Raw genomic sequence first — 21122 nt, 5'->3', positions numbered from 1 at the left:
TTTGGTCGAAAGTCCATTTCCTACCTGCCTATTCTGCGCTACTTTTGAATCAACATTACAGCTAACAACAATTAAAAAAATATAACAATTAAAGAAATTACAACCATGAACAAGATTATCGCAACCATCGCAACTGTTTTCACATTGGCATTCGGATTGAATGCATCGGCAGCAGAAAACGCTAATCCACTTAAGAAGTTAGATAGTAAAGCTATTGCACTGACGTACCTTCAGACAATATCTACAGGCAATACGCTATACAATAAATACCTCTACACTTCGGATTTTGAATACTCCAATTCAGTGAATAATCAGACATCCAACAGATCGGAATACCTTGCCTTTCTAAAAGCCAACAAAGGTTTGGTGTACAACTGCAAGACGACCTACGAGATCATGGATCAAGCAGGTACTACTGCTGTAGGTAAAGCAACGATGAAATTTGAGAAATTCACACGTATAGACTATATCACGATGATACAGACCCAAGACGGATGGAAAGTCAGTAAAGTAGTAACTACATATCCATAAGCATTCAGGAATCCTCAAACTGAGGATTTCATTCAGGAAGAGTTTTGTTTCAACCTAGGCCTGCAGGAGTGCAGGCCTTTTTTATGTATCAAGAGTTCTAGTTCGATTTTGAGATAATTTCTAAAGCTTTTTCTATAAATGGATCTCTTTTTTGAATCACATCGTCTAGGGTATAATCTACCTCATAATCGGGTGTAATACCGTCGAGATGATGTTTAGTACCATCCGAGTTTACGACTTTTATTCCCGAAAAAGTAACCATAATTCCTCCTGGGAGATATTGATAGTTAATATTACCATTCGCCCCTGCTGTATGCTTTCCAATCAATGTTCCAATTTTCCAGTATTTGATCACGTCCAAGAAGGTTTCAGGAGCACTTTGTGTAGATTCAGCCATAAGGAAATAGAACTTTGCTTTGGGGTTCTTGTTATCTGGAACTACAGATTGCGGACGAGATACAAACTTTTTGTTGGAGGGCGATAAGATATGATATCCCAACATATTGTGCTGTACCACGGTATCCGTAATTAACTTGCTCAGCAATTCTTTTTGTTCGCTATCTAAAGTTAGATAACCTCTTATCTCAAAGATGATATGCTTCGTAGGGTCGTCAATAAATTTGAGTAAAGTATCCGTTAGGTTACTATCCGACAGGTTGAAATAGTAGGTACTATCATTCAACATTCTATTGTCGCTACGTTCTAAAAAAGAAGTGTACATGTGTTTTTTGGGGTGCTTAAAACTGCGAACTGTTGTTATTTTCTTGTCTGCCTTTGTATCGACGTCGCGGAAGCTAAGTTCCACATTCGAGTCCGACGCTCCATATAACAATCCAAAGACGCCAGCCCTGTTAATTATATTTGCTTCCGATCCCGTTCCGAAATACTGTTGCTTCTTCCACCTCTCCTCGACTGGTTCTCCATCAATAGCGGTCAGTTTGTCCCCAACCTTCAGTTTGCTCTTTAAGGAGTCGTCATGAAGCCTCTTTATATAGAACCCATCCTTGAGATAGATCAGTGTGATCGGTGCGGAGAATTCATACTTACCATCCTGCAATTGATTATGGTAGAAAATATGCGCATCCTTGTACGCGTGCAACATTTTTCGCAAGGTAAGGTCATAGTCATCGACATCCTTTCCATTCAGCACTTCATTCAGCGTACGCCGCAAGAACGCTGTCTCCGACTCTTCATCAAATGGATTGTAGACAAATGATATCCTAAATACGTTCCAGATCAAAATAATATTGGCTAGCCTTAGATTTAAGTCTTTCTGAGCGTCTGCATTAAAATATACCCTCGGCGGGAGGCCCTTGTTGTAGGGATAGGCTTTGGTCGACACAGTCGTCAATGGATATGTATGTTCTTTAGTAGCGTACACGGCCAGTGGAAATTCAGCAGAGATGCGATCGGTGAGTTGTAGTCGTAGTGTATCACCAATTACATTTGCCTCTTCAAATAACTTCTCGTCATTTTCAATAATTCGCCATTCCAGAGCTTTGATGGAATTTGGAACTTCCGCTACCGTAAGATCCTTGATTGGATATTTCTTTCCATCTATATTGATAGATCCATCGTGGGAAAGGCTAAATGGGTCTATATGACCTGGAAAACCAATTTTTACCACAAGAAAACCCGAATCTTTAGCAATGGTATCTCGATATATGTAGGTCGAATCACTAGCTTTTAACGAAATATCGCTAACAAATTTATTCGCCAAGTATTTTTTGATCAGTCTATCCTGCTCGGATCTGTAAGTGAGCTTTATTTCAAAGGGTTTTCCTGCCTCTGCTTGAGGCACTTTAATACGAACAAAGTCAAAATAATTCAAATCACTATCCGAAATCAAAGAACGACGGTTTGTTCGAATACTCTTAAAGGAGCCCGTACTTCCAGAGTAAAGTTGTAATCCGATATGTTGCCTAGCCACAGTCAGCTCTTTCTCTTCCCGCGGCGGAGCCCCAATCCTCTTATTACCGGCATAAGTCAGTTGTAGAGACGGGTCAATGGGCCTAAAATACTGTACTAACGAATCGACAAAATCCTTCTCGTTTGTGGTGATCCTTGACATACGCACACCGTTCCATATAATGTTTTCCCATCCAGAATGCAAGATCATGCTATCCACCATATCTGTTGGCGAGAAGTATTGGATATCCCCCGCCAATCGAGCAAAGGCAACGAGGCGATCCAATTCTTTGTCTCTATTCTGCGCAAAGGTAGGGACACCTAGAAGTAAAAGCTGCAGTAGTGAATACGCCAGAACCTTAAAAATATTTGCTTTACACATATGTAAATCGAGTCGGTTTATAAATTTTATTGAAATTCGTAATTAATGTTGCATTCAACAAATTCCTATAGCATTCTTAAGAGTATTTAACATCCTATATCTCTATTATCACCACCTTTATCCTCATCACTCGAGTGCCGAACTTGCTTCGGGACACCCCGTACTTTTTTCACCTAGCCAATCTCCAATTTCACCGAAAAATAAAACCCTTTGGTCGAAAGCTTATTTCGTACCTGTATATTCTAGCCTACTTTTGAACCAACAATTGCTACAATAGCAAGCATCAGGGGGTAGAGTTGATGGATGAGTAGTCGATGCAATAGAACGCAAATAAAAACAACTAGCAGGCGCAACCTCAGGAATAGAATGAGCGTCATATAGATAAAAAAACTACTAAAAAAAACAACCATGAAAAGGATTATCGCAACTATCGCAACATTATTCACCCTCGCATTTTCTTTTAATGCTTCGGCCAAAGAGGCCCTTAACCCATTGAAAGACATGAATGCCATGAAAATTGCCCTTACCTATGTCGAAGCTATTACATTGGGTAACACCGAATTCAACAAATACCTATTTACTTCAGACTTTGAATACCGCATCGCCTCCAACGAACAAGTACACAACCGGGCGACCTATTTAAAGTTTTTAAAAGGCAATCAGGGATTAAAGTACAACTGTAAGACTAGCTACGAAATACTGGATCAGACAGGGCCTACCTGTATGGCCAAGGCGACGATGAAATTTGAGAAATTCACCCGCGTAGACTATATTACCCTCCTCCAGACCTCAGATGGCTGGAAAGTAAACAAAGTAGTAACCACGTACCCTTAGTGTTTAATGATTTTTTACTGTAAATTATATGTTTAGGCCCCGAGCGATCGGGGCTTTTTATTTCTAAAAAACATAAAGAGCACTGTCTTAGCGCCTGGACTGCCATTTGACAAAGAAATGTGTTTTGTATGATGCGCTGATGGGAATCGTCTCCTCGCCTATCTGTATACTGTCCTTTTCTATGGACCGTATATGTGCCAGTGACACGATATACGAACGGTGCACCTGACAGAAATCATTTTCAGGCAATTCATTAACCATATCCTTCAGGTTCCTGTATGTGATGATGGGTGCCTCCGATACCCTATGGATGGCGATATAATTATTTAACCCTTTTACAAACGCGATATCAGCAACGTCCAGCTGATGATACTTTTGCTTGGCATCCCCCTTAACCACGATTGTACTACTTGTCTGTCCCGTTGCAACATGTGGAGACTTTACCAATGCTTTATATTTATCTATGGCTCTTTGAAACCGTTCAAATGCAATAGGTTTCAATAAGAAATCAACCACATCGTTTTCATATCCATCGATCGCATAATCTGAATATGCTGTTGTAAAGATAAATCGTGCCCTATTTTTACAATGTTTGAGAAAATCCAAACCATTCATTTTTGGCATCTGTATATCCAGAAAGACAAGGTCTACTTCATTGTTTTCTACGGTCGAGAGTGCAAGACCCACATCGGTGGTCGATAATAGAAGCTCGAGCTGAGGCATCTTTTCGATATAGGCACTCAATATTTTTGTTGCGAATAGTTGGTCATCCAGTATAACACAGGATATTTTACGAACCTTATCCATATTAAAAAGAAATTTCTAATTCCGTATAATACCAATCCCCCTCTTCCTTTACCTGCAACGTATGTCTATCTGGGAAAAGTATCGCTAATCTACGTCTCACATTATGGAGCCCTATACCACTGCTATCGTCTTTTAGCACGCTGTTGATTTTATTTTCCACCTTCATGCGCAGGGCCTTTGGGCTTACCCTGAGATCGATGGTTATAGGTGTAGAAGCATCATTGGCTACACCATGTTTGAAGGCGTTCTCCACGAAAGGTAAAAGCATACATGTCGGAAAGTAGATGGTATCCAATCCCCCTTCTTTTTTAAAAACACAGTAAAAGCCATTTTCGCTCTGCACGGCCTGCAGGTCGATATACTCTTGCAAGAACTGGACTTCATCTTGAAGAAGCATAAGCCTGTTCTCGGTCTGCGCTAGGGTATAGCGCATGGTAGCGGCCAACTTTAAGACCGTATGAGCTATTTTATCCGATATAGGTAGCGCTTCCGCATAGATGTAGTTAAGGATATTATAGAGGAAGTGAGGGTTGACCTGTGATCTGAGCATATGGAGCTCCGCTTCCTGTATCTTAGACTGAAGCTCTGTGTTGCGCGTTTCAATTTCAAAACTTCGTACCGTCAGAAATATAATGAGTGCAATAAAGAAACCTGGTAGCGTGTAGTAAAAGTTTTCGTAGGTGTAAAATAACAGATTGAGGTTTTCCGTCTTTGGAAAATCAAGCCACTGCACCAGCAGGATCTCCTCTATCGCATAGCGTAGCATCACGCAGGCCAAGTTCAATATGACAATGCTTGCCAGCAACCACAGCCATTTACCCCTCTTCCAGAATTTCGGAAAGATATACCGGGTACTGATCAGAATATTAACCAATAAAACGAGTTGCGACTGTGCAATCAGAACCACGCCTACGGCAGATGCCCGGCCGAAGGTAATTGCCCCGACCAGCAGATATGCGGTAGATAGCAACCAGATAATCCATATAGCTTTATATACTTTTTGATGCATAAATAGGATGACTTGTAAATCAGATGCAAGATAATGGAAAAAGACGGTACCCTCCAGCCTACAATTTCCGATTCACGTAATATTCCTTGGCATTCGCGTAATTCTCCAACAGCGGATAGCCATTAGTCGCTATAATTGATAGAAAAACAAATCATGAAAATATCCCCTCTGTTATTAAACTCCCTCTTTGCTGTTATCTGCATCCCCATTTCGCTGGTCGATATATATGCGCAGCAAGAGCTGCGAAAGATCGACACCGTAACCGTACATAAGCCAATTTCGTCTATAGAAAACACATCAGATAAGCTCCTATACCATGTAGATCGCGACAAAAATCTACGTGGAAACACGGCCGAGGATATTTTTAGGAGATTGCCTAGGGTTGCTCTACATGATGATGGTCAGGTGTCGCTGCGTGGCGACCGCAATGTAAAGATCTTGATCAATGGAAAACCATGGAGTGCTGCCAACAATAGTATTGATGTTGCCCTACGTATGCTATCCTCCGATCAGATAAAGACCATAGAGATCATGACTTCTCCCTCTGCCAAGTACGATGCCGAAGGTAGTGGTGGTATTATCAATATTATCACAAAACAGCCAAAGATCAGTGGCTTCACAGGTTCCCTATCCACAACCGTAAGTAGTAGGCAGAGCCAATCAAACGTCAACCTAACCGCACGTACCGGTAGGTGGAATCTCTCTTCCGGAGCTGGTACAACCTGGAGCTGGCCTATCAACACTGTTATCAGCTCCCAGCTATGGGGACAAGATAAACAGTTCATTTATTCTCAGGTAAATCAAAGCAAAAACCGGCGACGGGGTATCCAATCCAATACCAGTATCAACTATGAGATTGATTCGACTGCGTCTTTGCTTTCGACGATCAATCTAAACCAACTCGATATCCATACGGACAATCGTATTGTTAACGAATATAACTCAGCTATCCCTTATCTAGCCTACACGACCAATAAGCAGTCTACTCGCAATTTCGACATAGGTTTAGATTATCTGAAGCGTCTGCCATCCAATTTAGGGGAGCTTGACATCGCTTTTCAGTACCTGAGGGGTCAAAGCGAAACCAATTACAATTCCACATATGATATGATGCTACATACAGCCGAGCTGGGATACAATCTGGGCGATAACCAAGAGTTTACCCTGCAGGTTGACTACCAGACCAAACTCAAGCAAACGACCCTAAACATCGGGGGCAAAATAGTCGATAGATACCTACACTCTACGGTCGATATTGACAGCCTATTCAGCGATGGGCACTATACCGATAGCAAAGACCGCAGCTTTACCTTTAATTACCGTCAAACTGTACAAGCGGCATACGCCACTGCCAATTTTCGCCTTAGCACAAGGCTACAGGCAAGCCCAGGCATTAGATACGAACGAACAGTTCTCCGATCCACGTCGTACCAACATCTATTTCCTTATCTCGCTTTGGCACTTTCCAATGAGCGGGGCCACACTTACAAGCTGAAGTACGGACAGCGTATACAACGCCCCAGCCTCTATTTTCTTAATCCCTTTCGAAATACGGCTGATAAGATAAACCAGCAACAGGGCAATCCGGCACTGCGTGCCGAAACCAGTCATCACATTGATTTAGAGGGTAGCTTTAGCGCTAATGTGTACAATACTGTAGTCAACACCAGTTTATATTACAAAAGGCTCAATGATATCATCGAGCCCGTACTGCAGCATAACATGGAAAATGGAGGACCCATCACCTTACAATCTTTTGAAAATGTAGGTCGTGCCAGCCAGGTCGGGTTCAATTTGTATAGTTCGCATACGTTTTTTAAACGGTTGTCAATCCGGGCCAATGTAGACCTATTTACCTATCGGATATCCCCCTATTCTATATTTGCCGATCAGACCGAACAAGCCCATAAAACCTTTCTCAATTACAAACTATTTGGCGGGATGGATCTTAACCTTGGTAAAAGCTATGTTTTGGAAAGTGGTATCTTCTTTGATTCGCCACAGCGGACCTTTCACGGCTCTTATGCGGCATTTAACTTCTGGAATTTAGGTATTAAGAAGAAAATGCGCAAAGAATCCCTCACCGTAGGCCTATCCGTTGTAGATCCTTTTAGGCCTATCAAAAACCTGCGTAGCTATTCCAGTTCGCCCCTGTTTTTGCAGCAGAATAATTTTGCATTGCCATTCCGGTCATTTGGAGCATCGGTATCTTGGCATTTTGGTCGTCATAACCCCGATCTATCTCCAAGTAGGACGAAGAAAATCCTTAACGACGATCAAAAGACACAACCATAATTGATTTTCTTTAATAAGGCAAAGGGGTTCAGAAAAATCCGAACCCCTTCTAACTTTTTTACGAATACCCTTTTTTTCCGTGTCTGTGTTTCTTTTTTCGAATGTAGTCTCTCGACTATTTTTCTTTGCGGATATTATAATCAAGCATTTATCTTAATGATATCTCCTATTTGAGGAGCTATCTGCTTTTTGCTGCTCTTTGATATAATAACGCTGCGTATTCTATATTATTGTATCGATCGCTATTTTTTTTCAAAATGCTTAACGTTAATTATTTCAATTCTCCACATTCACCGAAAAATCAAATCGTCTTGTTTCAACAAATGAACATCTCAAGTTCTAATAGTCAATATTTCTTTTTGAGCCTATAAGCGAATCACTTTGCCACCCTTATTTTTACTTTTCTCAGCGGCATCTATAAAAGCACAGATAGCCAACGTTTCCTCCTGTGGGACGGGACTTATTCCCGTTTCAAAGAAAGAGAGTATTTTCTCCAATAAAGGTTGGTACCCTTTAAAATTTCCTAAACGCACGATCTCATCTTTCAAATAGACAGTTCCTCCAAAATCTTCTTTCCCTTCCCGAATCCCCCTCAACACCCCACATCGACCATCTGCCCAGACTCCGGTATAGATTGAGGTCCCTTCCACTTCTGTTGTCTGCACCGACACACAGTTCGGCCCCATTAAAGCAACCAACATTTCCACACCATGTATTCCATACCAATACAAATCCTTGTGAGATGCTTCTTTATGAGCAGGGCTATAAACATCTACGCCTACTATCTGCCTCTTGTCCAGTGCTTCTAAACCATCAATATAACGCAACGAACTACTTGAAAAAACAGGACAATTATACCTCTTCGCTTCCTCAAAAATCCGTAGTGCCCCTTGATAAGAATTCGCTATAGGTTTATCTATAAATAAAGGCTTCCCTGTTCGAATCACTTCAAGAGCCTGTTGTACATGAAGATTACCATCATTAGTTTCCAAAAGGACCACATCTACCCGCTCCAGTAATTCAGTTATACTTTGCACGATACTTACCCCTATGCCTTTCATCTCCTCCGTAAACTTAGGTATCCTCTCCTTACTCAGCTCGACTGTTCTACTTCCAAAAGGATACGCCGCGACAACCGCAAAACCATTCTGTTGGCTAGCCGCATTGATCGCTTTTGTAAAGGCCATTGCATGTGTCGAATCGAGACCTATTATTCCAATCTTGGTTAGTTTCTTGCGTTTCCCCGGCTTCATGTGTGCAGCATTCAAGCTCAGGCCGACTCCCACCGCAGATAGGGAAAGTAAAAAAGTTTTCCTATCCATATCTATCTATTTAACAAATCAATAGTGAAACTAATTATAGCAGGTATAGAAGTGAAGAATGCGCGCTCGTCCAAATTAAACCGATCGTTATGCAGACCGTAGCGGGTATCCGCTGAACCAGCATCAGTCCCTACCAGTACAAAAAGAGAAGGGTATTGATGTGAGTAATAGGCGAAGTCCTCCGCTGCCATCCACACGGCCGAATCTTCAACACTATCGCTCCCCCAGATATCTCTCCACAATTCCTTGGCTCTACCAGCTAGCTGTGGATTATTAAACAACGTAGGGTATCCTCGTCTGATTTCGAGATCCACCGTTGCACCTAAGGCAGTAGGTAAGGCATGAATTACAGCTTCTATCTGTTTTACAGCTTCCGCTCTCCATTTCTCATCCAGCGTCCTAAATGTTCCCTCTAGATACACCTCACTTGGTATTACATTTGCAGCCCCTCTACCTTCAAAACGACCAAATGTCAAGACAGAAGGCATGTTTGGGTCAGCTTTTCTACTTACAATCTGTTGCAGCGTACTCAACAGCTGCACAGCGATCATGATTGGATCTACAGCGAGATGAGGTTCAGCAGCATGTCCGCCCCGTCCCGATATCCGGATATAGAATTCGTCACTAGATGCCATAAACCGTCCACTACAGACTCCCACTTTACCTAGTTGCAGTCTTGGGCTCACATGCAGTCCCAGAACCCCTTTTATATTGTTGGCAAATGAATCTAAAATACCCGAATCCAAAACCTGAATCGCTCCACCCGGAATTTTCTCCTCTGCCGGTTGAAATAGTAAAAGCACCTTTCCGGCAAACTCGGATCTAAGCTCCTTAAGTAAAGCCGCCACCCCCAAGAGGTTCGCCGTATGAAAATCATGGCCACAAGCGTGCATCACACCCGTATTCGTGGATCGATAATCAAGCTCATTTTTCTCCAGTATCGGTAGGGCGTCAATATCGGCTCTTAAGACGACGACATTATCGGAAGCACCTTTTTTACCTTCTAAAACCCCGACAACACCCGTGCCCGCAACCTCCCGAAAAGGAATATCCATTTGCTCCAACCGCTTCTTTATATAAGCACTTGTTTCAAACTCTTGAAAAGAAAGTTCTGGATGCCGATGTAAATGTCTACGATCATCAATCGCAGACAAAACAACCTCTTTTAATTTTCGATCTATCAGACTTATCAATTGATTCATGCCCTTTGTAAACAATAATTTACTAAAAATATCTTACATAAAAATAAAGTACCATTATCGTAATTAGTAACCACCAAATCGTGGGATTGCGGATACCGCGGTACATCGCCCGATCGTTCGCATTAATCTTATACATATCCTTGGTCATCACTAGATTATGTAGTTTGTCAGCAGAGACGGCAGGCGTCGCTAAGCTTACCACAACACACACAATCATACAACTCCAGAATACAATACCCGTTCGATTAAAAAAGGGCATGTCAGGCAATGCATATTCCATAGCCAGCGAAAGAGGAATCGTTAATAAACCTGCCGCTAAGGCGCCCTGTGAAGTCGTTCTCTTCCAAAAAACTCCCATCAAAAACATCGTAGCGATACCCGGGGTGAACAATCCATAGAGATTCATCAGGTATAGAAACACCGGCTTGTCGGAATAGCTGATCAACATTACGGCACTCAAAATCCCCAGCACAATAATGGCTACGCCCGATCGCTTCCCAAACCGAACCGCCTGCTCGTCTGTCGCATTTTTATTGATGTATTGACTATAGACATCCACGGTCAAAATAGTAGTACATGAATTAATTGCACCCGAGATATGTGACATTATAGCCGAGATCAACCCTGCCATCACAAGTCCAATCAGCCCTTTAGGCAAAAGGGTCTCTACCAAAGTAGCAAAAATTAAATCAGGCTGATCGAGTTTTGGCAAAAACTTTGGCGCCACCAAAGCAGGAATTGTTATGATTAAAGGCACTAAAAATTTTAAATAATCACCAAAAATAACGCCCATCTTTCCGTGCCATTCGTTTTTAGCCGCTAGAACACGTTGTACGATAAATTGGTTAGTTGCGCAATAAAACACCGATATACACAACAATCCACCAAGGTACATTGTCCATGGAAAATCAGGGTCGCTCGCCGGGTAAAACATCTTCCAATCCTTTGCAGAGGCAGTGACTGCCTCGAATCCACCTGCCGCATTAATTGTTGCAAAAGTTAATACAACTCCCCCTAGCACCAGAATCACCAGCTGAACCATTTCTGTCCAGATAACCGCTTTCAGCCCGCCCAATACCGTATATACTCCAGTCAGGATAGCCATTCCGAAAATACTGTATAAGATAGGAATGCCAAATAAAGCGTGCAGCGAAAGCCCTCCGAGGTACAGCACAGCTCCTATTTCGACAAATACGTAGGTAAACAATATAAGTATCGCATACAACACCCTTGTGCCTCCACCATAACGTTTTTCGAGATACTCTGGAACCGTATAAAAGCCATTACGTATATAAAACGGCAAAAATATCCAAAGCAAGGCGTTGAAGCCTATCAAAATAGCACCCCATTCCAAAGTAATCGCTACAAATCCACGGTCGTAAGCCGCGCCCATTGCACCTACTAAATGATGACTACTGATATTTGCAGCGATGATGCTCCCTCCGATCATCCACCAGGGCAATTTATCGCCCGCGAGAAAATAATCCCTTTTAGAAGACGGTCCCTTTTTAGAGGCATATAGCCCCAATGCAACGATACCAACTATGTATACAGCGAAAATGACTATATCAATCCAATCAAGCTTCATCTAATAAGAGTTTTGTGATTCCAATCTTCGTTTTTTCTATTAATACTTCCAGGCTCCCGCTTGCATATGGACTTTGCCATACCGCGTAAATATCCTTATCGTACAAGTCCATTGGTGCGAGATAACCGACATAGCCGTTAGCGATATTTACAAAAGCAATACAATGGTTTGGGAATTCCGCCCGCACCGACTTCTGAAACAATGAGTATGCTTCATTTGCCTGGGCTACTACAATCGCATTTCCCAATTTCCATAACCATATTGATATCACGGCCTGTTGTTGATCTCCGATCGATTTACGGGTATTATATTTGCGCCACAAGCGATCTTTCAAAACTCTATCTGTACAGTTTTCGTACTCTTCAAATATCGAATCAAGGCTGGGTAACTTTTTGTAAGGAACCTCAATTTGAATCATTCGTGGTCTTAAATCCCTGTTCAATACCACCTCATTTATTTTCCAACAAGCCAAAGACGCTCCAGAGAGCAGCGGTCGGTCAAAAAACCAATTGCTATCCGGTGGATCCATCTGTGTCAATGTCGACAAGACAGCGTAGCCGAGTTGTCTACCGTTGGCCTCTACATAAGCAGGATCCTTCACATACTGTTTCTTAGGAGCCAAATCTCCCGAAGCTCCTTGTAAAAATAAGCAAGGGACTCCCGTTTCCTTCTCCACTATGTTTCGCATTTCGCCCACATAATCGGGCGAAATAAGATTATTCTCATGCGCAAAGCTCGTTGGGTGGCAGGCATAGTTACAGATTACCGCCTGCAGACGCTGTTCCGAATCTAGTACCTGTCCCACTAAAAGCGTATTATCAGGATCACCAAGTGGATTAAAGCCGATCAAATAACTAGTTCCAACCTGCAAGTCCCGGTTACACGCCAGGTCGCAAACACCATAACTCCAACTCATCTGCCCTTCAAACAATTGACCGAATCCTTCCTCTATACAGGCAATAGCTTGCTCTTTAATAAACTCCAAATAAGCCGGTATCAACTCACCTCCAGGTTGGTTTACATCCGTCGAACAAATACTAGGCCCGGCATGTGTATGAGACAGCGCAAATACCAATTCACTTTCCTGCAGCTGAAAATGCTGTAACAACTCATCCCTGATTTTGCGTTCATCGGAGGCATTTTTCCACCAGCCTAGATCTGCAGTCAAAAGGACTGTACGACTATTTTTGCCAACAATACATAAACAATGTATCAATAGCGGTTGATGTACCGCTACCGCCTGATCAAAAGAAGAAGCGCCCCAGTTGCGAGAATAAATACCAATTGGTGGCGTAATATCCCGTACCGAAATACCAAACCGGGCAGCGAAATTACTATTTACATCCTGTAAAGAATTCTTTAATTCCATAGCATCAAGGCCTTATTAATGAGAGTCCACCGTCCAATACTATAGAAGCTCCGGTCAAGTGTTTACATTGTTCCGAACACATCCAAAGCACCTGTTGCGCTATCTCATCCACTTCGAGAATCTTACCTAACGGGACCACCGATGCAGCCTCATTCTGCAAATCGGGATTTTGGGCCCACACCACTTTACTCAGTCCCGCATTCACATAACCCGGAGCGATCTCATTGACCCGGATACCACTTGCTGCATATTCCAACGCCATGCTTTGGCACAACATACGGATGGCTGCCTTGGAGACACTATATGCAGGTAGATTCACATGTACCGCATGTGCTGCCCAACTTCCCAAAAACAAGATATTCCCGGCCATGGAATCCGCTACAAAAAGCTTTGCACAGCCATTTGCCACATAAAAAGCGCCGTCTAGATTTACATTCATTTCGCTTCGCCATTCCGCATCCGAAAGCTCCCTGTAGTTCTTCAAAGTTACCTTCGCAGCATTGGCAATACCAATAGCAATCGGTCCCAATTGTTCCCTTACAGCCGCAATCCAATCCGAGACCTGCTCCGCCTGAGACACATCGACCTCGGCATAATGTAAGGCGACATTCTGATCCTTTAGCATCGGAAGCTTTTCGCTTGCGACTTCGGGAGAAAATCGGTCTGACAACGCTACAATTGCGCCTTTATCCAGAAAAGCTTGGGCTATTGCTTGACCAATATCCCCCAAACCTCCACTGATTAATACTACTTTATTATCAAATTCGCCCATTGCTTTTCTTTTACCAGTCCCCTATACTACCATCTTTATAAAATGTCCGTTGCAGTATCTCCTGTTGGAAAGGATGCTTTTTAACCTCTTCTTCGTTGATTTCAATACCCAATCCAGGCCGATTATTCGGCAATACAATTCTTCCCTTTTCCTGTACCGAAAACCCTTCAGTTACCACGTCCTGTCTCCACTCGACATCTTTATGTACGCTTTCACAGATAATATAAGAAGGAGTGGCAAAACCTAATTCTATAGAGGCAGCAGTACTTACCGGTCCTTGGGGATTATGAGGCGCCATCGAAACCCGATAGGCATCCGCCAAAGCGGCGATCTTACGTGCTTCCGACAATCCACCGCAGTGGGTAATATCAGGTTGAATCACACTTACAGCTCTTTTTTCCAACATATCCCGGAAAGCATGTAGTCCTACCAATCTTTCACCCGAAGCAATAGGGGTTTGTACAGCGCGTTGTATCAACGCAATATCCTCCATACTTTCTGGCCAACAAGGTTCTTCAAAAAAATACAAACCATAAGGTTCCAGGGCTTTGGCAAACAACATTCCCATACGAGGACTAGGCCTCGCATGGCAGTCTACCATAATATCAATATCATCTCCTACGGCATCGCGCATAGCGCGTACACAAGCTTCAGCATATTTAACCGGGCGCAATCCTTCAAGAGGCATAGTCTCTGGTACCGCCATGGATTTAAAAGCTGTAAAACCCTCGTCCACCGCTTTTAATGCAAGATCGCCGAAGCGCTTTGCATCATCAGGCGCTGTTTCATAAAAATCTTCCATACGTCCTCCACCCAAGTGACAATAAAGACGTATATAATCCCGTACACGTCCTCCCCAAAGTTCGTGACAAGGTACATTATGAATTTTTCCCAAGATATCCCACAGCGCGATATCAATTCCACTGATTGCCGTCCCTCGAACGATCCCGTTGCCGTGCCAAAAGTGTTGTCTGTACATCATCTGCCACAGATGCTCAATACGACGAGGATCCTCGCCAACCAATAATTGAGATATATCTTTAATTGCACCGACCACACTTTGGGTATGCCACTCTAACGTCGCCTCTCCCCAGCCCCATAGCCCCGGTTGGTCGGTAACAACTTTTACAAAAATCCAATTTCTCATGCGTGCGTGGCACACGTAGGTTTCAATTGCGGTTATTTTCATACTACGATTTTCTTATTTAACGAGCAAGTATATGTGCTTGATCCTTTTAATTAGCACCATACACTCGGTTTATTTGGTTTCGGGTTACAAACTTTTGACTACCCGTTCTGTTGCTTCCAGTGTCTTAATAATATCATCTTCACTATGCGCAAAAGAGATACTTCCTTGTTTTATCGCAGAAGGGAAATTAAAAATCCCCTCTTTGATTAGATTTTTACGGTATTTAATATCCCGATCAAAATCATGGTTATCCAAGATATCATGGTAATGAACAGGTGCATGATCCATAAAGTAAGTACAAAAAGCAGATCCCTGACGTGCAACATAAAACGGTACACCTAATTTAGGAAATATTTCATTATAACCCTGCTCCAAAAGAGCTCCCAAACGCTCTACATGCGTATAAACCTGATATTCTGTGCTAGAAAGTTTTTTAAGTGTGGCTATAGCAGCCGCGGTGGTCAATGGGAACGCATTAAAAGTTCCCGCAATCATAACCCTTTTGGCTTTATCAGGATCTACAAAATAGTCCATATATTTCTTTTTACCTGCTATCACCCCTAAAGGATAACCATTGGCTACAGCTTTACCAAATGTAGAGAGATCAGGAACCACTCCACAAAGCGATTGGTAACCACCCAACGCATGCCTGAAACCTGTCTTTACCTCATCAAAGATAAGTAAGAAACCCTTCTCATCTGCCAATTCCCGAAGTCCTTCCAAGTAGCCGGGCTGAGGTTTTACAATCCCTACATTCTGCAATATCGGTTCTAACAAGATACAAGCGACCTCGAATTTTTCGACCACATAACGCACGCTCTCTAAATCATTATAATTTACCACATGCACTAGGTCACTGTGGCTTTTAGGTACTCCGGCGCTTAACGAGTCAAAAGGATACTCACCAGGACTAGTAAAGGGACCTATGTGCTCTATTTGACTGATTACGTTACAAGCTACATCATTATGCCATCCGTTGTACCCACCTTGCATAACAATAATATGATCTCTCCGTGTCACTGCACGCGCAATACGCAGCGCATGATAAGTCGCTTCTGAACCCGTAGTTGTGACTTGTACGGCTTCTGCATTAGGTACCGAAGTACAGAATAGTTGGGCGAACTCCCCTTCCAGTAAGGTCGGTCCCGCGCCCATCAACACCTGCTGTTGTTCGATCGTACGCAACACCGCACCATTTACATCAGGATCATTATGTCCCAAAAAGGATGCAGCAAAACCCGCTTGATAATCGATATAAGTATTACCGTCAGCATCCACGACCTTACTTCCACTCCCTTTGACAAAACAGATGTTAGGATCTGATTTTCGATTCAGCGATACCACGCCTCCGGGTATCCACTTTGCATTCTCCCGCAAGATAGCGGCAGATTTTTCATTTTCTTGCATGCCTTATTATTATTTTGCTGTTACTGTTTTTATAATTGGATACTCACTTCTTAGCAAATGAGTACATACCATCATTGATTATTTAATGTATACTAAAATACAATAATAATGTATACATTTAAAATGTTTTTTAAAAAAAACATCAATTGACTGTAATACGATAAAAACGAGTAGAGCAAACTGCTTTTTACCGCAGAACACGTATATTTATAAAACATGACAACAGTACTCATTAGCGACTTGAACTTTCCTGAAGGCCCTGCCTTCGATCATCAGGGAGGGATTTGGCTTGTTGAAAAAGAAGCTGGAAACTTGATCTATTATAAAAACGAACAATATCAGCGGATACACGTTGGGGGCCATCCTAATGGGATAGCGATAGATTCGAAGGGTATTATTTGGTTCTGTGATTCCAAACAAAATGCGATCCGACAATATCATCCATCTGACGGAAAGGATATTACCATAGTCGATACGATTGAAGGTAGTCCATTAAAGATGCCAAATGACCTTTGTTTCGATCAAGAGGGGAACCTTCTTTTTACCTGCCCAGGGGATAGCCTGGATGATGGAGGCGGATATATATGCGCCTTATTTACAGATGGAACCGTTCACAAAGTACATCAAAAAATGTATTACCCGAATGGAATAGCCTTTTCATCAGACTATTACATCTTATATATAGCAGAAACAGGAAGCAAGTGGATATGGAAAGCCCGCTGGGACGGGTCTAACAAAAGGCTCAACGATGTTAAAAAGTTCGCCTATGTAGGCGGAGAGGTTGGTCCCGATGGAATGGCTTTGGATGATCAAGGCAACCTATACATTGCGCTATATGGCGGACAGAAGATCACCGTATTAGATCCGGTAGGGAATCTCATTGATGAGGTTCCACTTCAATATGCCAATCCGACCAATTGCGCCATAGACCCTATCGGAGTACAGGGTTTAATAATTACCGAAGCAGAAAAAGGCCAACTGCTTAAATTTGAGTCTAATAAAAAAGGCTTATTGTAATTACAATAAGCCTTTTTTATTAGACAATTACAGATACTATACCAACTCTAAGGCTTCTTGTTCGCCCCGGTCAAGATGACTTACCAATGTGGAGTGAGCCGTATCCCAATCGCCAGATCTTAAGGCATCTACTATTGCACGATGTTCTCGTTCCGTATCCAAGTAGTCTTCCATCTGTCCCAATATCGCGCCCAGCTTCATATGAAACAAAGGTATATTACTGTTCTTATAGATATTAATCAATCGCGAGTTACAGGTTCCCTCCATAATACGCTCATGAAAACGAACATCCGCTTCGCAGGCACCGCCGTAATAGCCCTTACTCACCATTTCTGAAAAATCGTTGCAGATGAGTTCCAAATCTTGGATCACCTCCTCATTTCTTTTGGCAAATAAGATCTTTAGTGCACCGATCTCCAACAACTCCCGAAGCTCGCGAATATCTTTTACATCTTCGACAGTCATCTTCTTTACAAAACAACCGCCTTTCTCACCAAACTCTACTAGACTTTCGCCAGCAAGGCGCATAAAAGCCTCACGTACAGCCACCCGGCTCACGGCCATCTTCTCCGCCCAGGCACTTTCTACCAGACGTGCCCCTCCTGCCAGTTGGCTGGATAAGATTTTCTTACGTACCTCTACATATACTTTGTTCGCCAGCGAATCTTCTTTCATATTGTATACAATTTAATGCAAATTTAAGAATACAAAATCATTAATTAAAATCCCTTTAAGAGCCTACCTTCCGACGCTCCATATACACGCTCTGGGGTTAATAGAAAGACTTCCCCTTTAGCTTTCCAACTGGTTGTATGATTCCCTTTCAAGATATTAATATTAAATTTACTATTTTTTGTCGTATTATTGATATTCCAGAATCCATCTTTCAATCCTACCACAACAATTTCATATTCTGCGTTATCTGGCACAGCTATCTCGAGGGTTTCTTGCAAAAAGCGATCAGGTTTGGTCACGACCAAGATACGATCGGCTATTCGTATCAGGTAGTAATCCCGATGTTCCTTGCATTCTATAGGCATTTTATTTACCCCATCTTCTGCCATCTGAAATATTGTCGCATAACTGTTGCGGGTATCCTTTGCTTTCGGTTGAACCAAAATACGGGTGCCTTTTGCTTCCGGCCAAGGTGACTTCACTTGATATAAATCACCGAAGACAAACGCAGACGAATCTCCCGAATGTAACAATACATTTCTATCTTCGAAGCTCGGTGCCAACATATCCACATAAGTTGTACCTTTTTCTCCTTTAAAGGCGCTGTTCAAAACAAATCCAGCTTCATTCACGACGGGTTTATTAAGCGTATTAATCTGCCAGTAAGGTGTAAAATCAGAATTATTGGTTTCCAACTCATCCAATAGTACGATTGCCGCCGGAATATCCTCCCGTCCAAGATTTAAGAATAAAAAACTCCGTGCATAAGATTTTACCTTTGCAGAATAGGCAGCAGTCAGATCCACATTAAAATAACTATAACTTGGCTTAATAGGATCTATCCCTGTTGCGGAGGCTCTTATTTCCCCCGTGTGGTACCAAGAATCATTAAGCACCTCTTCTTTTGTCTTTGGAAATCGTTGGCTAAACCTTGTTCCACCATCGTTTGTTTTGGTACGAAACAAGAGCGGCTCGGCCGGATCACGTACCAAAAGCATACTATGCGCTGCAGAACGTTTATTAAAGTTAAAATCATATGGCGATCCATACGAAAGATACAATCCCAGATCCCCCACCTGAATTCCATGATGATATATCTGTAAAGCTCCAGCATCAGCGTGTTGGTGATTCCCAAAATGATACCCTCCACCTTTTATCTCAGCCACCACATCACGGCTTGTCTTTTCTTCGTTCCAGCCTGTACGTGCTACCATGGATCCCAATATAGGTCCAAAATCTTTCGTCAATGGCAAATCCGAACGATCATAATCCGCTTTTAGATTTGGGTCATTCAGCAATAAAAATAGAACGGGGTTGTCCGGTAGTCCTCCTTGCTTCAAAAATTCGGATTTGACCACCGCATTGCCTGAGTACGCATAACAAAGTAACATGGTCTGTGGATTCTTCCAGTAAAAATCGTCGTTGGAATTATACTTCACATTAAACATATCGCCGTCTCGAAGCATCTTGCCATCTGGCGTACGCATGTACAACCAGTAATAGGGCATGTTTTTGATATTATCGTCAAAAACCGGATACCCCAACATCCGATAGAATAACCACGCGCCATGCATCTCCCAGCCAAAACGATACCCGCCATAGTCGATTCCCTGATTGTGTCGAGGCGATTGGTATTCAAACTTCCGCATAGGTACCAATTGCTCTAGTACACTATAGGAGATATATTTATACGGTTCAGGATCTTCATCATAGACGGCTATACTCCACGAAAGCATATCCCTACATACCTGCGCTTCATTACCATGTCCATTGATAATACTTTCTAAACCATAAAACGGAGGCCAACCAATTTCCATATCGTCGACCAATCGCATTAGGTTTTTCCTCAGGTTTACTTTGACGGTTTCATCCAATAGGTCGTAGCACCAGTCATACGTCAGGGCTCCTGTATAAATTGCCCGTCCGAGCTCTCTTGTAATATCACCATAAGTGACATTTCCGAACTCCAACATATCCAGATACTGTGAAGTTAATTTAACAGCCTCATTTCCTATACCCTTATCGCCTGTCATTAAATAGTAAAATGCTTTCGACTCGATAGCTTTCTCTAACTTTTCATCATAAAACATCTCTCCTTTTGAGTCGTATTCAAATACAACTTTTTCTGAGGCCAAACTCTTAACCTTATCCCATGCCTGTTTATTTTCAGCAGAAAGTAATCTGGATTTTACAATTGGTAAGGACTCCTGATTAACCCATAGACGAGGATGCATAGGAGGAGGTATTACTTTTGGCTTGTAGTTTTCCGCATCGGCAGGGGGCACCGGTGCCACGTAAGGCTTGAAGCCGATTCGATTCAATTGAAAATCAGCAGGAAGTCTTATTCCAACGTACTGTTTGCCCTTTGAGAAGGAAAACTTCCCCAGCTCTTGGCGACCACCCTTAAATGTATCAAACAAGATCCGCTTTGTAGCTTTTCCGCCTTGTGCTTCAAATTGACCATACAAAGTTTGCATTCCAGATTTATCCTGCTGCTTTATTTTATCTAGATTTAAAGGAGCTCCTTCTGACTCTAAAATATAAACGCCTTTCTCCGGAATATTTAATTCGATTGTTATATCGTAGTGACGATTTTGATTATCCGGAAAACCAGCAAATCCACTTTTTAAACTTACCCCTTTTGTACCACCCACAGCAGTAACAGACAACACTTTGGTCTGTTTAATATGCGATAAAGTTTTCCATTCAATTTTAGCCTCTTGCGCCACAATTATTCCTTGGGTTCCTAATAAAGAAATCCCAAGGAATAATATCGTAAACCATCTACTTAAACGTAACCTCATATAAAAAATCT

Annotated in this window: 16 protein-coding genes; 4 read left to right on the top strand and 12 right to left on the bottom strand. The window is 42.3% G+C overall.

Annotated features, from left to right (window positions below):
- Positions 1-105: 105 nt before the first annotated feature.
- Positions 106-531, top strand: a complete 426-nt coding sequence (locus tag B5X76_RS10975) for a nuclear transport factor 2 family protein (RefSeq protein WP_079643165.1) — start codon at positions 106-108, stop codon at positions 529-531.
- Positions 532-628: 97 nt separating this feature from the next.
- On the opposite strand, the gene B5X76_RS10970 is transcribed toward B5X76_RS10975, so the two are convergent.
- Complete coding sequence (locus B5X76_RS10970; protein ID WP_079643164.1) at positions 629-2821, bottom strand: S41 family peptidase; 2193 nt, start codon at positions 2819-2821, stop codon at positions 629-631.
- Positions 2822-3229: 408 nt separating this feature from the next.
- Between B5X76_RS10970 and B5X76_RS10965 the strand changes: the two genes are divergently transcribed.
- Entirely contained in the window at positions 3230-3655 is a 426-nt protein-coding gene (locus tag B5X76_RS10965; RefSeq protein ID WP_079643163.1) for a nuclear transport factor 2 family protein, read from the top strand.
- Positions 3656-3742: 87 nt separating this feature from the next.
- Here the strand turns inward: B5X76_RS10965 and B5X76_RS10960 are convergent, their stop codons facing one another.
- Together B5X76_RS10960 and B5X76_RS10955 are read right to left on the bottom strand one after the other, a co-directional pair.
- Positions 3743-4462, bottom strand: coding sequence for a LytR/AlgR family response regulator transcription factor (locus B5X76_RS10960; protein ID WP_079643162.1), 720 nt, complete (start codon positions 4460-4462; stop codon positions 3743-3745).
- 1 nt (position 4463) lies between these two features.
- Positions 4464-5471: a sensor histidine kinase gene (locus tag B5X76_RS10955; protein WP_079643161.1), complete on the bottom strand. Its 1008-nt coding sequence runs from the start codon at positions 5469-5471 to the stop codon at positions 4464-4466.
- Between the two features lie 153 nt (positions 5472-5624).
- On the opposite strand from B5X76_RS10955, the gene B5X76_RS10950 reads away from it, so the two are divergent.
- Positions 5625-7766, top strand: a complete 2142-nt coding sequence (locus B5X76_RS10950; RefSeq protein ID WP_079643160.1) for an outer membrane beta-barrel protein — start codon at positions 5625-5627, stop codon at positions 7764-7766.
- 365 nt (positions 7767-8131) lie between these two features.
- Here B5X76_RS10950 and B5X76_RS10945 read toward each other — a convergent pair whose 3' ends face one another.
- From B5X76_RS10945 to B5X76_RS10915, 7 genes are all read right to left on the bottom strand, one after another.
- Positions 8132-9088: a Gfo/Idh/MocA family protein gene (locus B5X76_RS10945; RefSeq protein ID WP_079643159.1), complete on the bottom strand. Its 957-nt coding sequence runs from the start codon at positions 9086-9088 to the stop codon at positions 8132-8134.
- 2 nt (positions 9089-9090) lie between these two features.
- A complete protein-coding gene (locus B5X76_RS10940) occupies positions 9091-10290 on the bottom strand; it encodes a M20 metallopeptidase family protein (protein ID WP_079643158.1) in 1200 nt (399 codons plus the stop codon).
- 22 nt (positions 10291-10312) lie between these two features.
- Positions 10313-11878, bottom strand: a complete 1566-nt coding sequence (locus tag B5X76_RS10935) for an SLC5 family protein (RefSeq protein WP_079643157.1) — start codon at positions 11876-11878, stop codon at positions 10313-10315.
- Positions 11868-13247 (bottom strand): hypothetical protein, encoded by a 1380-nt coding sequence (locus B5X76_RS10930; RefSeq protein WP_079643156.1) that lies wholly within the window; start codon positions 13245-13247, stop codon positions 11868-11870. Before B5X76_RS10930 ends, B5X76_RS10935 begins: the two co-directional genes overlap by 11 nt.
- Positions 13248-13251: 4 nt before the next feature.
- Complete coding sequence (locus tag B5X76_RS10925; RefSeq protein ID WP_079643155.1) at positions 13252-14019, bottom strand: SDR family NAD(P)-dependent oxidoreductase; 768 nt, start codon at positions 14017-14019, stop codon at positions 13252-13254.
- Positions 14020-14029: 10 nt separating this feature from the next.
- Positions 14030-15208 carry a galactonate dehydratase gene (gene dgoD, locus B5X76_RS10920; protein WP_079643154.1) on the bottom strand — a complete coding sequence of 393 codons (1179 nt, stop codon included), beginning with the start codon at positions 15206-15208 and terminating at the stop codon, positions 14030-14032.
- An 84-nt stretch (positions 15209-15292) separates the two neighbouring features.
- Positions 15293-16615 carry an aspartate aminotransferase family protein gene (locus B5X76_RS10915; protein WP_079643153.1) on the bottom strand — a complete coding sequence of 441 codons (1323 nt, stop codon included), beginning with the start codon at positions 16613-16615 and terminating at the stop codon, positions 15293-15295.
- A gap of 216 nt (positions 16616-16831) precedes the next feature.
- Here B5X76_RS10915 and B5X76_RS10910 point away from each other — a divergent pair, with 216 nt between their 5' ends.
- On the top strand, positions 16832-17632 hold the full coding sequence (locus B5X76_RS10910; RefSeq protein ID WP_079643152.1) for an SMP-30/gluconolactonase/LRE family protein: 801 nt from the start codon (positions 16832-16834) through the stop codon (positions 17630-17632).
- 36 nt (positions 17633-17668) lie between these two features.
- On the opposite strand, the gene B5X76_RS10905 is transcribed toward B5X76_RS10910, so the two are convergent.
- The gene (locus B5X76_RS10905; RefSeq protein ID WP_079643151.1) at positions 17669-18307 is read right to left on the bottom strand and encodes a GntR family transcriptional regulator; all 639 of its coding nucleotides are present in this window, start codon (positions 18305-18307) and stop codon (positions 17669-17671) included.
- Positions 18308-18351: 44 nt separating this feature from the next.
- Positions 18352-21111 (bottom strand): hypothetical protein, encoded by a 2760-nt coding sequence (locus tag B5X76_RS10900; protein ID WP_079643150.1) that lies wholly within the window; start codon positions 21109-21111, stop codon positions 18352-18354.
- Positions 21112-21122: the final 11 nt, after the last annotated feature.

The sequence above is a fragment of the Sphingobacterium nematocida genome, assembly GCF_900168125.1.
GTDB classification, from domain to species: domain Bacteria; phylum Bacteroidota; class Bacteroidia; order Sphingobacteriales; family Sphingobacteriaceae; genus Sphingobacterium; species Sphingobacterium nematocida.
This window is presented reverse-complemented; position numbering and strand designations above follow the sequence as displayed.

What these genes read in the sequence shown, in the direction of transcription:
- B5X76_RS10975 (WP_079643165.1), top strand. Translation starts at nt 106, where the DNA reads ATGAACAAGATTATCGCAACCATCGCAACTGTTTTCACATTGGCATTC.
- B5X76_RS10970 (WP_079643164.1), bottom strand. Translation starts at nt 2,821, where the DNA reads ATGTGTAAAGCAAATATTTTTAAGGTTCTGGCGTATTCACTACTGCAG.
- B5X76_RS10965 (WP_079643163.1), top strand. Translation starts at nt 3,230, where the DNA reads ATGAAAAGGATTATCGCAACTATCGCAACATTATTCACCCTCGCATTT.
- B5X76_RS10960 (WP_079643162.1), bottom strand. Translation starts at nt 4,462, where the DNA reads ATGGATAAGGTTCGTAAAATATCCTGTGTTATACTGGATGACCAACTA.
- B5X76_RS10955 (WP_079643161.1), bottom strand. Translation starts at nt 5,471, where the DNA reads ATGCATCAAAAAGTATATAAAGCTATATGGATTATCTGGTTGCTATCT.
- B5X76_RS10950 (WP_079643160.1), top strand. Translation starts at nt 5,625, where the DNA reads ATGAAAATATCCCCTCTGTTATTAAACTCCCTCTTTGCTGTTATCTGC.
- B5X76_RS10945 (WP_079643159.1), bottom strand. Translation starts at nt 9,088, where the DNA reads ATGGATAGGAAAACTTTTTTACTTTCCCTATCTGCGGTGGGAGTCGGC.
- B5X76_RS10940 (WP_079643158.1), bottom strand. Translation starts at nt 10,290, where the DNA reads ATGAATCAATTGATAAGTCTGATAGATCGAAAATTAAAAGAGGTTGTT.
- B5X76_RS10935 (WP_079643157.1), bottom strand. Translation starts at nt 11,878, where the DNA reads ATGAAGCTTGATTGGATTGATATAGTCATTTTCGCTGTATACATAGTT.
- B5X76_RS10930 (WP_079643156.1), bottom strand. Translation starts at nt 13,247, where the DNA reads ATGGAATTAAAGAATTCTTTACAGGATGTAAATAGTAATTTCGCTGCC.
- B5X76_RS10925 (WP_079643155.1), bottom strand. Translation starts at nt 14,019, where the DNA reads ATGGGCGAATTTGATAATAAAGTAGTATTAATCAGTGGAGGTTTGGGG.
- dgoD (WP_079643154.1), bottom strand. Translation starts at nt 15,208, where the DNA reads ATGAAAATAACCGCAATTGAAACCTACGTGTGCCACGCACGCATGAGA.
- B5X76_RS10915 (WP_079643153.1), bottom strand. Translation starts at nt 16,615, where the DNA reads ATGCAAGAAAATGAAAAATCTGCCGCTATCTTGCGGGAGAATGCAAAG.
- B5X76_RS10910 (WP_079643152.1), top strand. Translation starts at nt 16,832, where the DNA reads ATGACAACAGTACTCATTAGCGACTTGAACTTTCCTGAAGGCCCTGCC.
- B5X76_RS10905 (WP_079643151.1), bottom strand. Translation starts at nt 18,307, where the DNA reads ATGAAAGAAGATTCGCTGGCGAACAAAGTATATGTAGAGGTACGTAAG.
- B5X76_RS10900 (WP_079643150.1), bottom strand. Translation starts at nt 21,111, where the DNA reads ATGAGGTTACGTTTAAGTAGATGGTTTACGATATTATTCCTTGGGATT.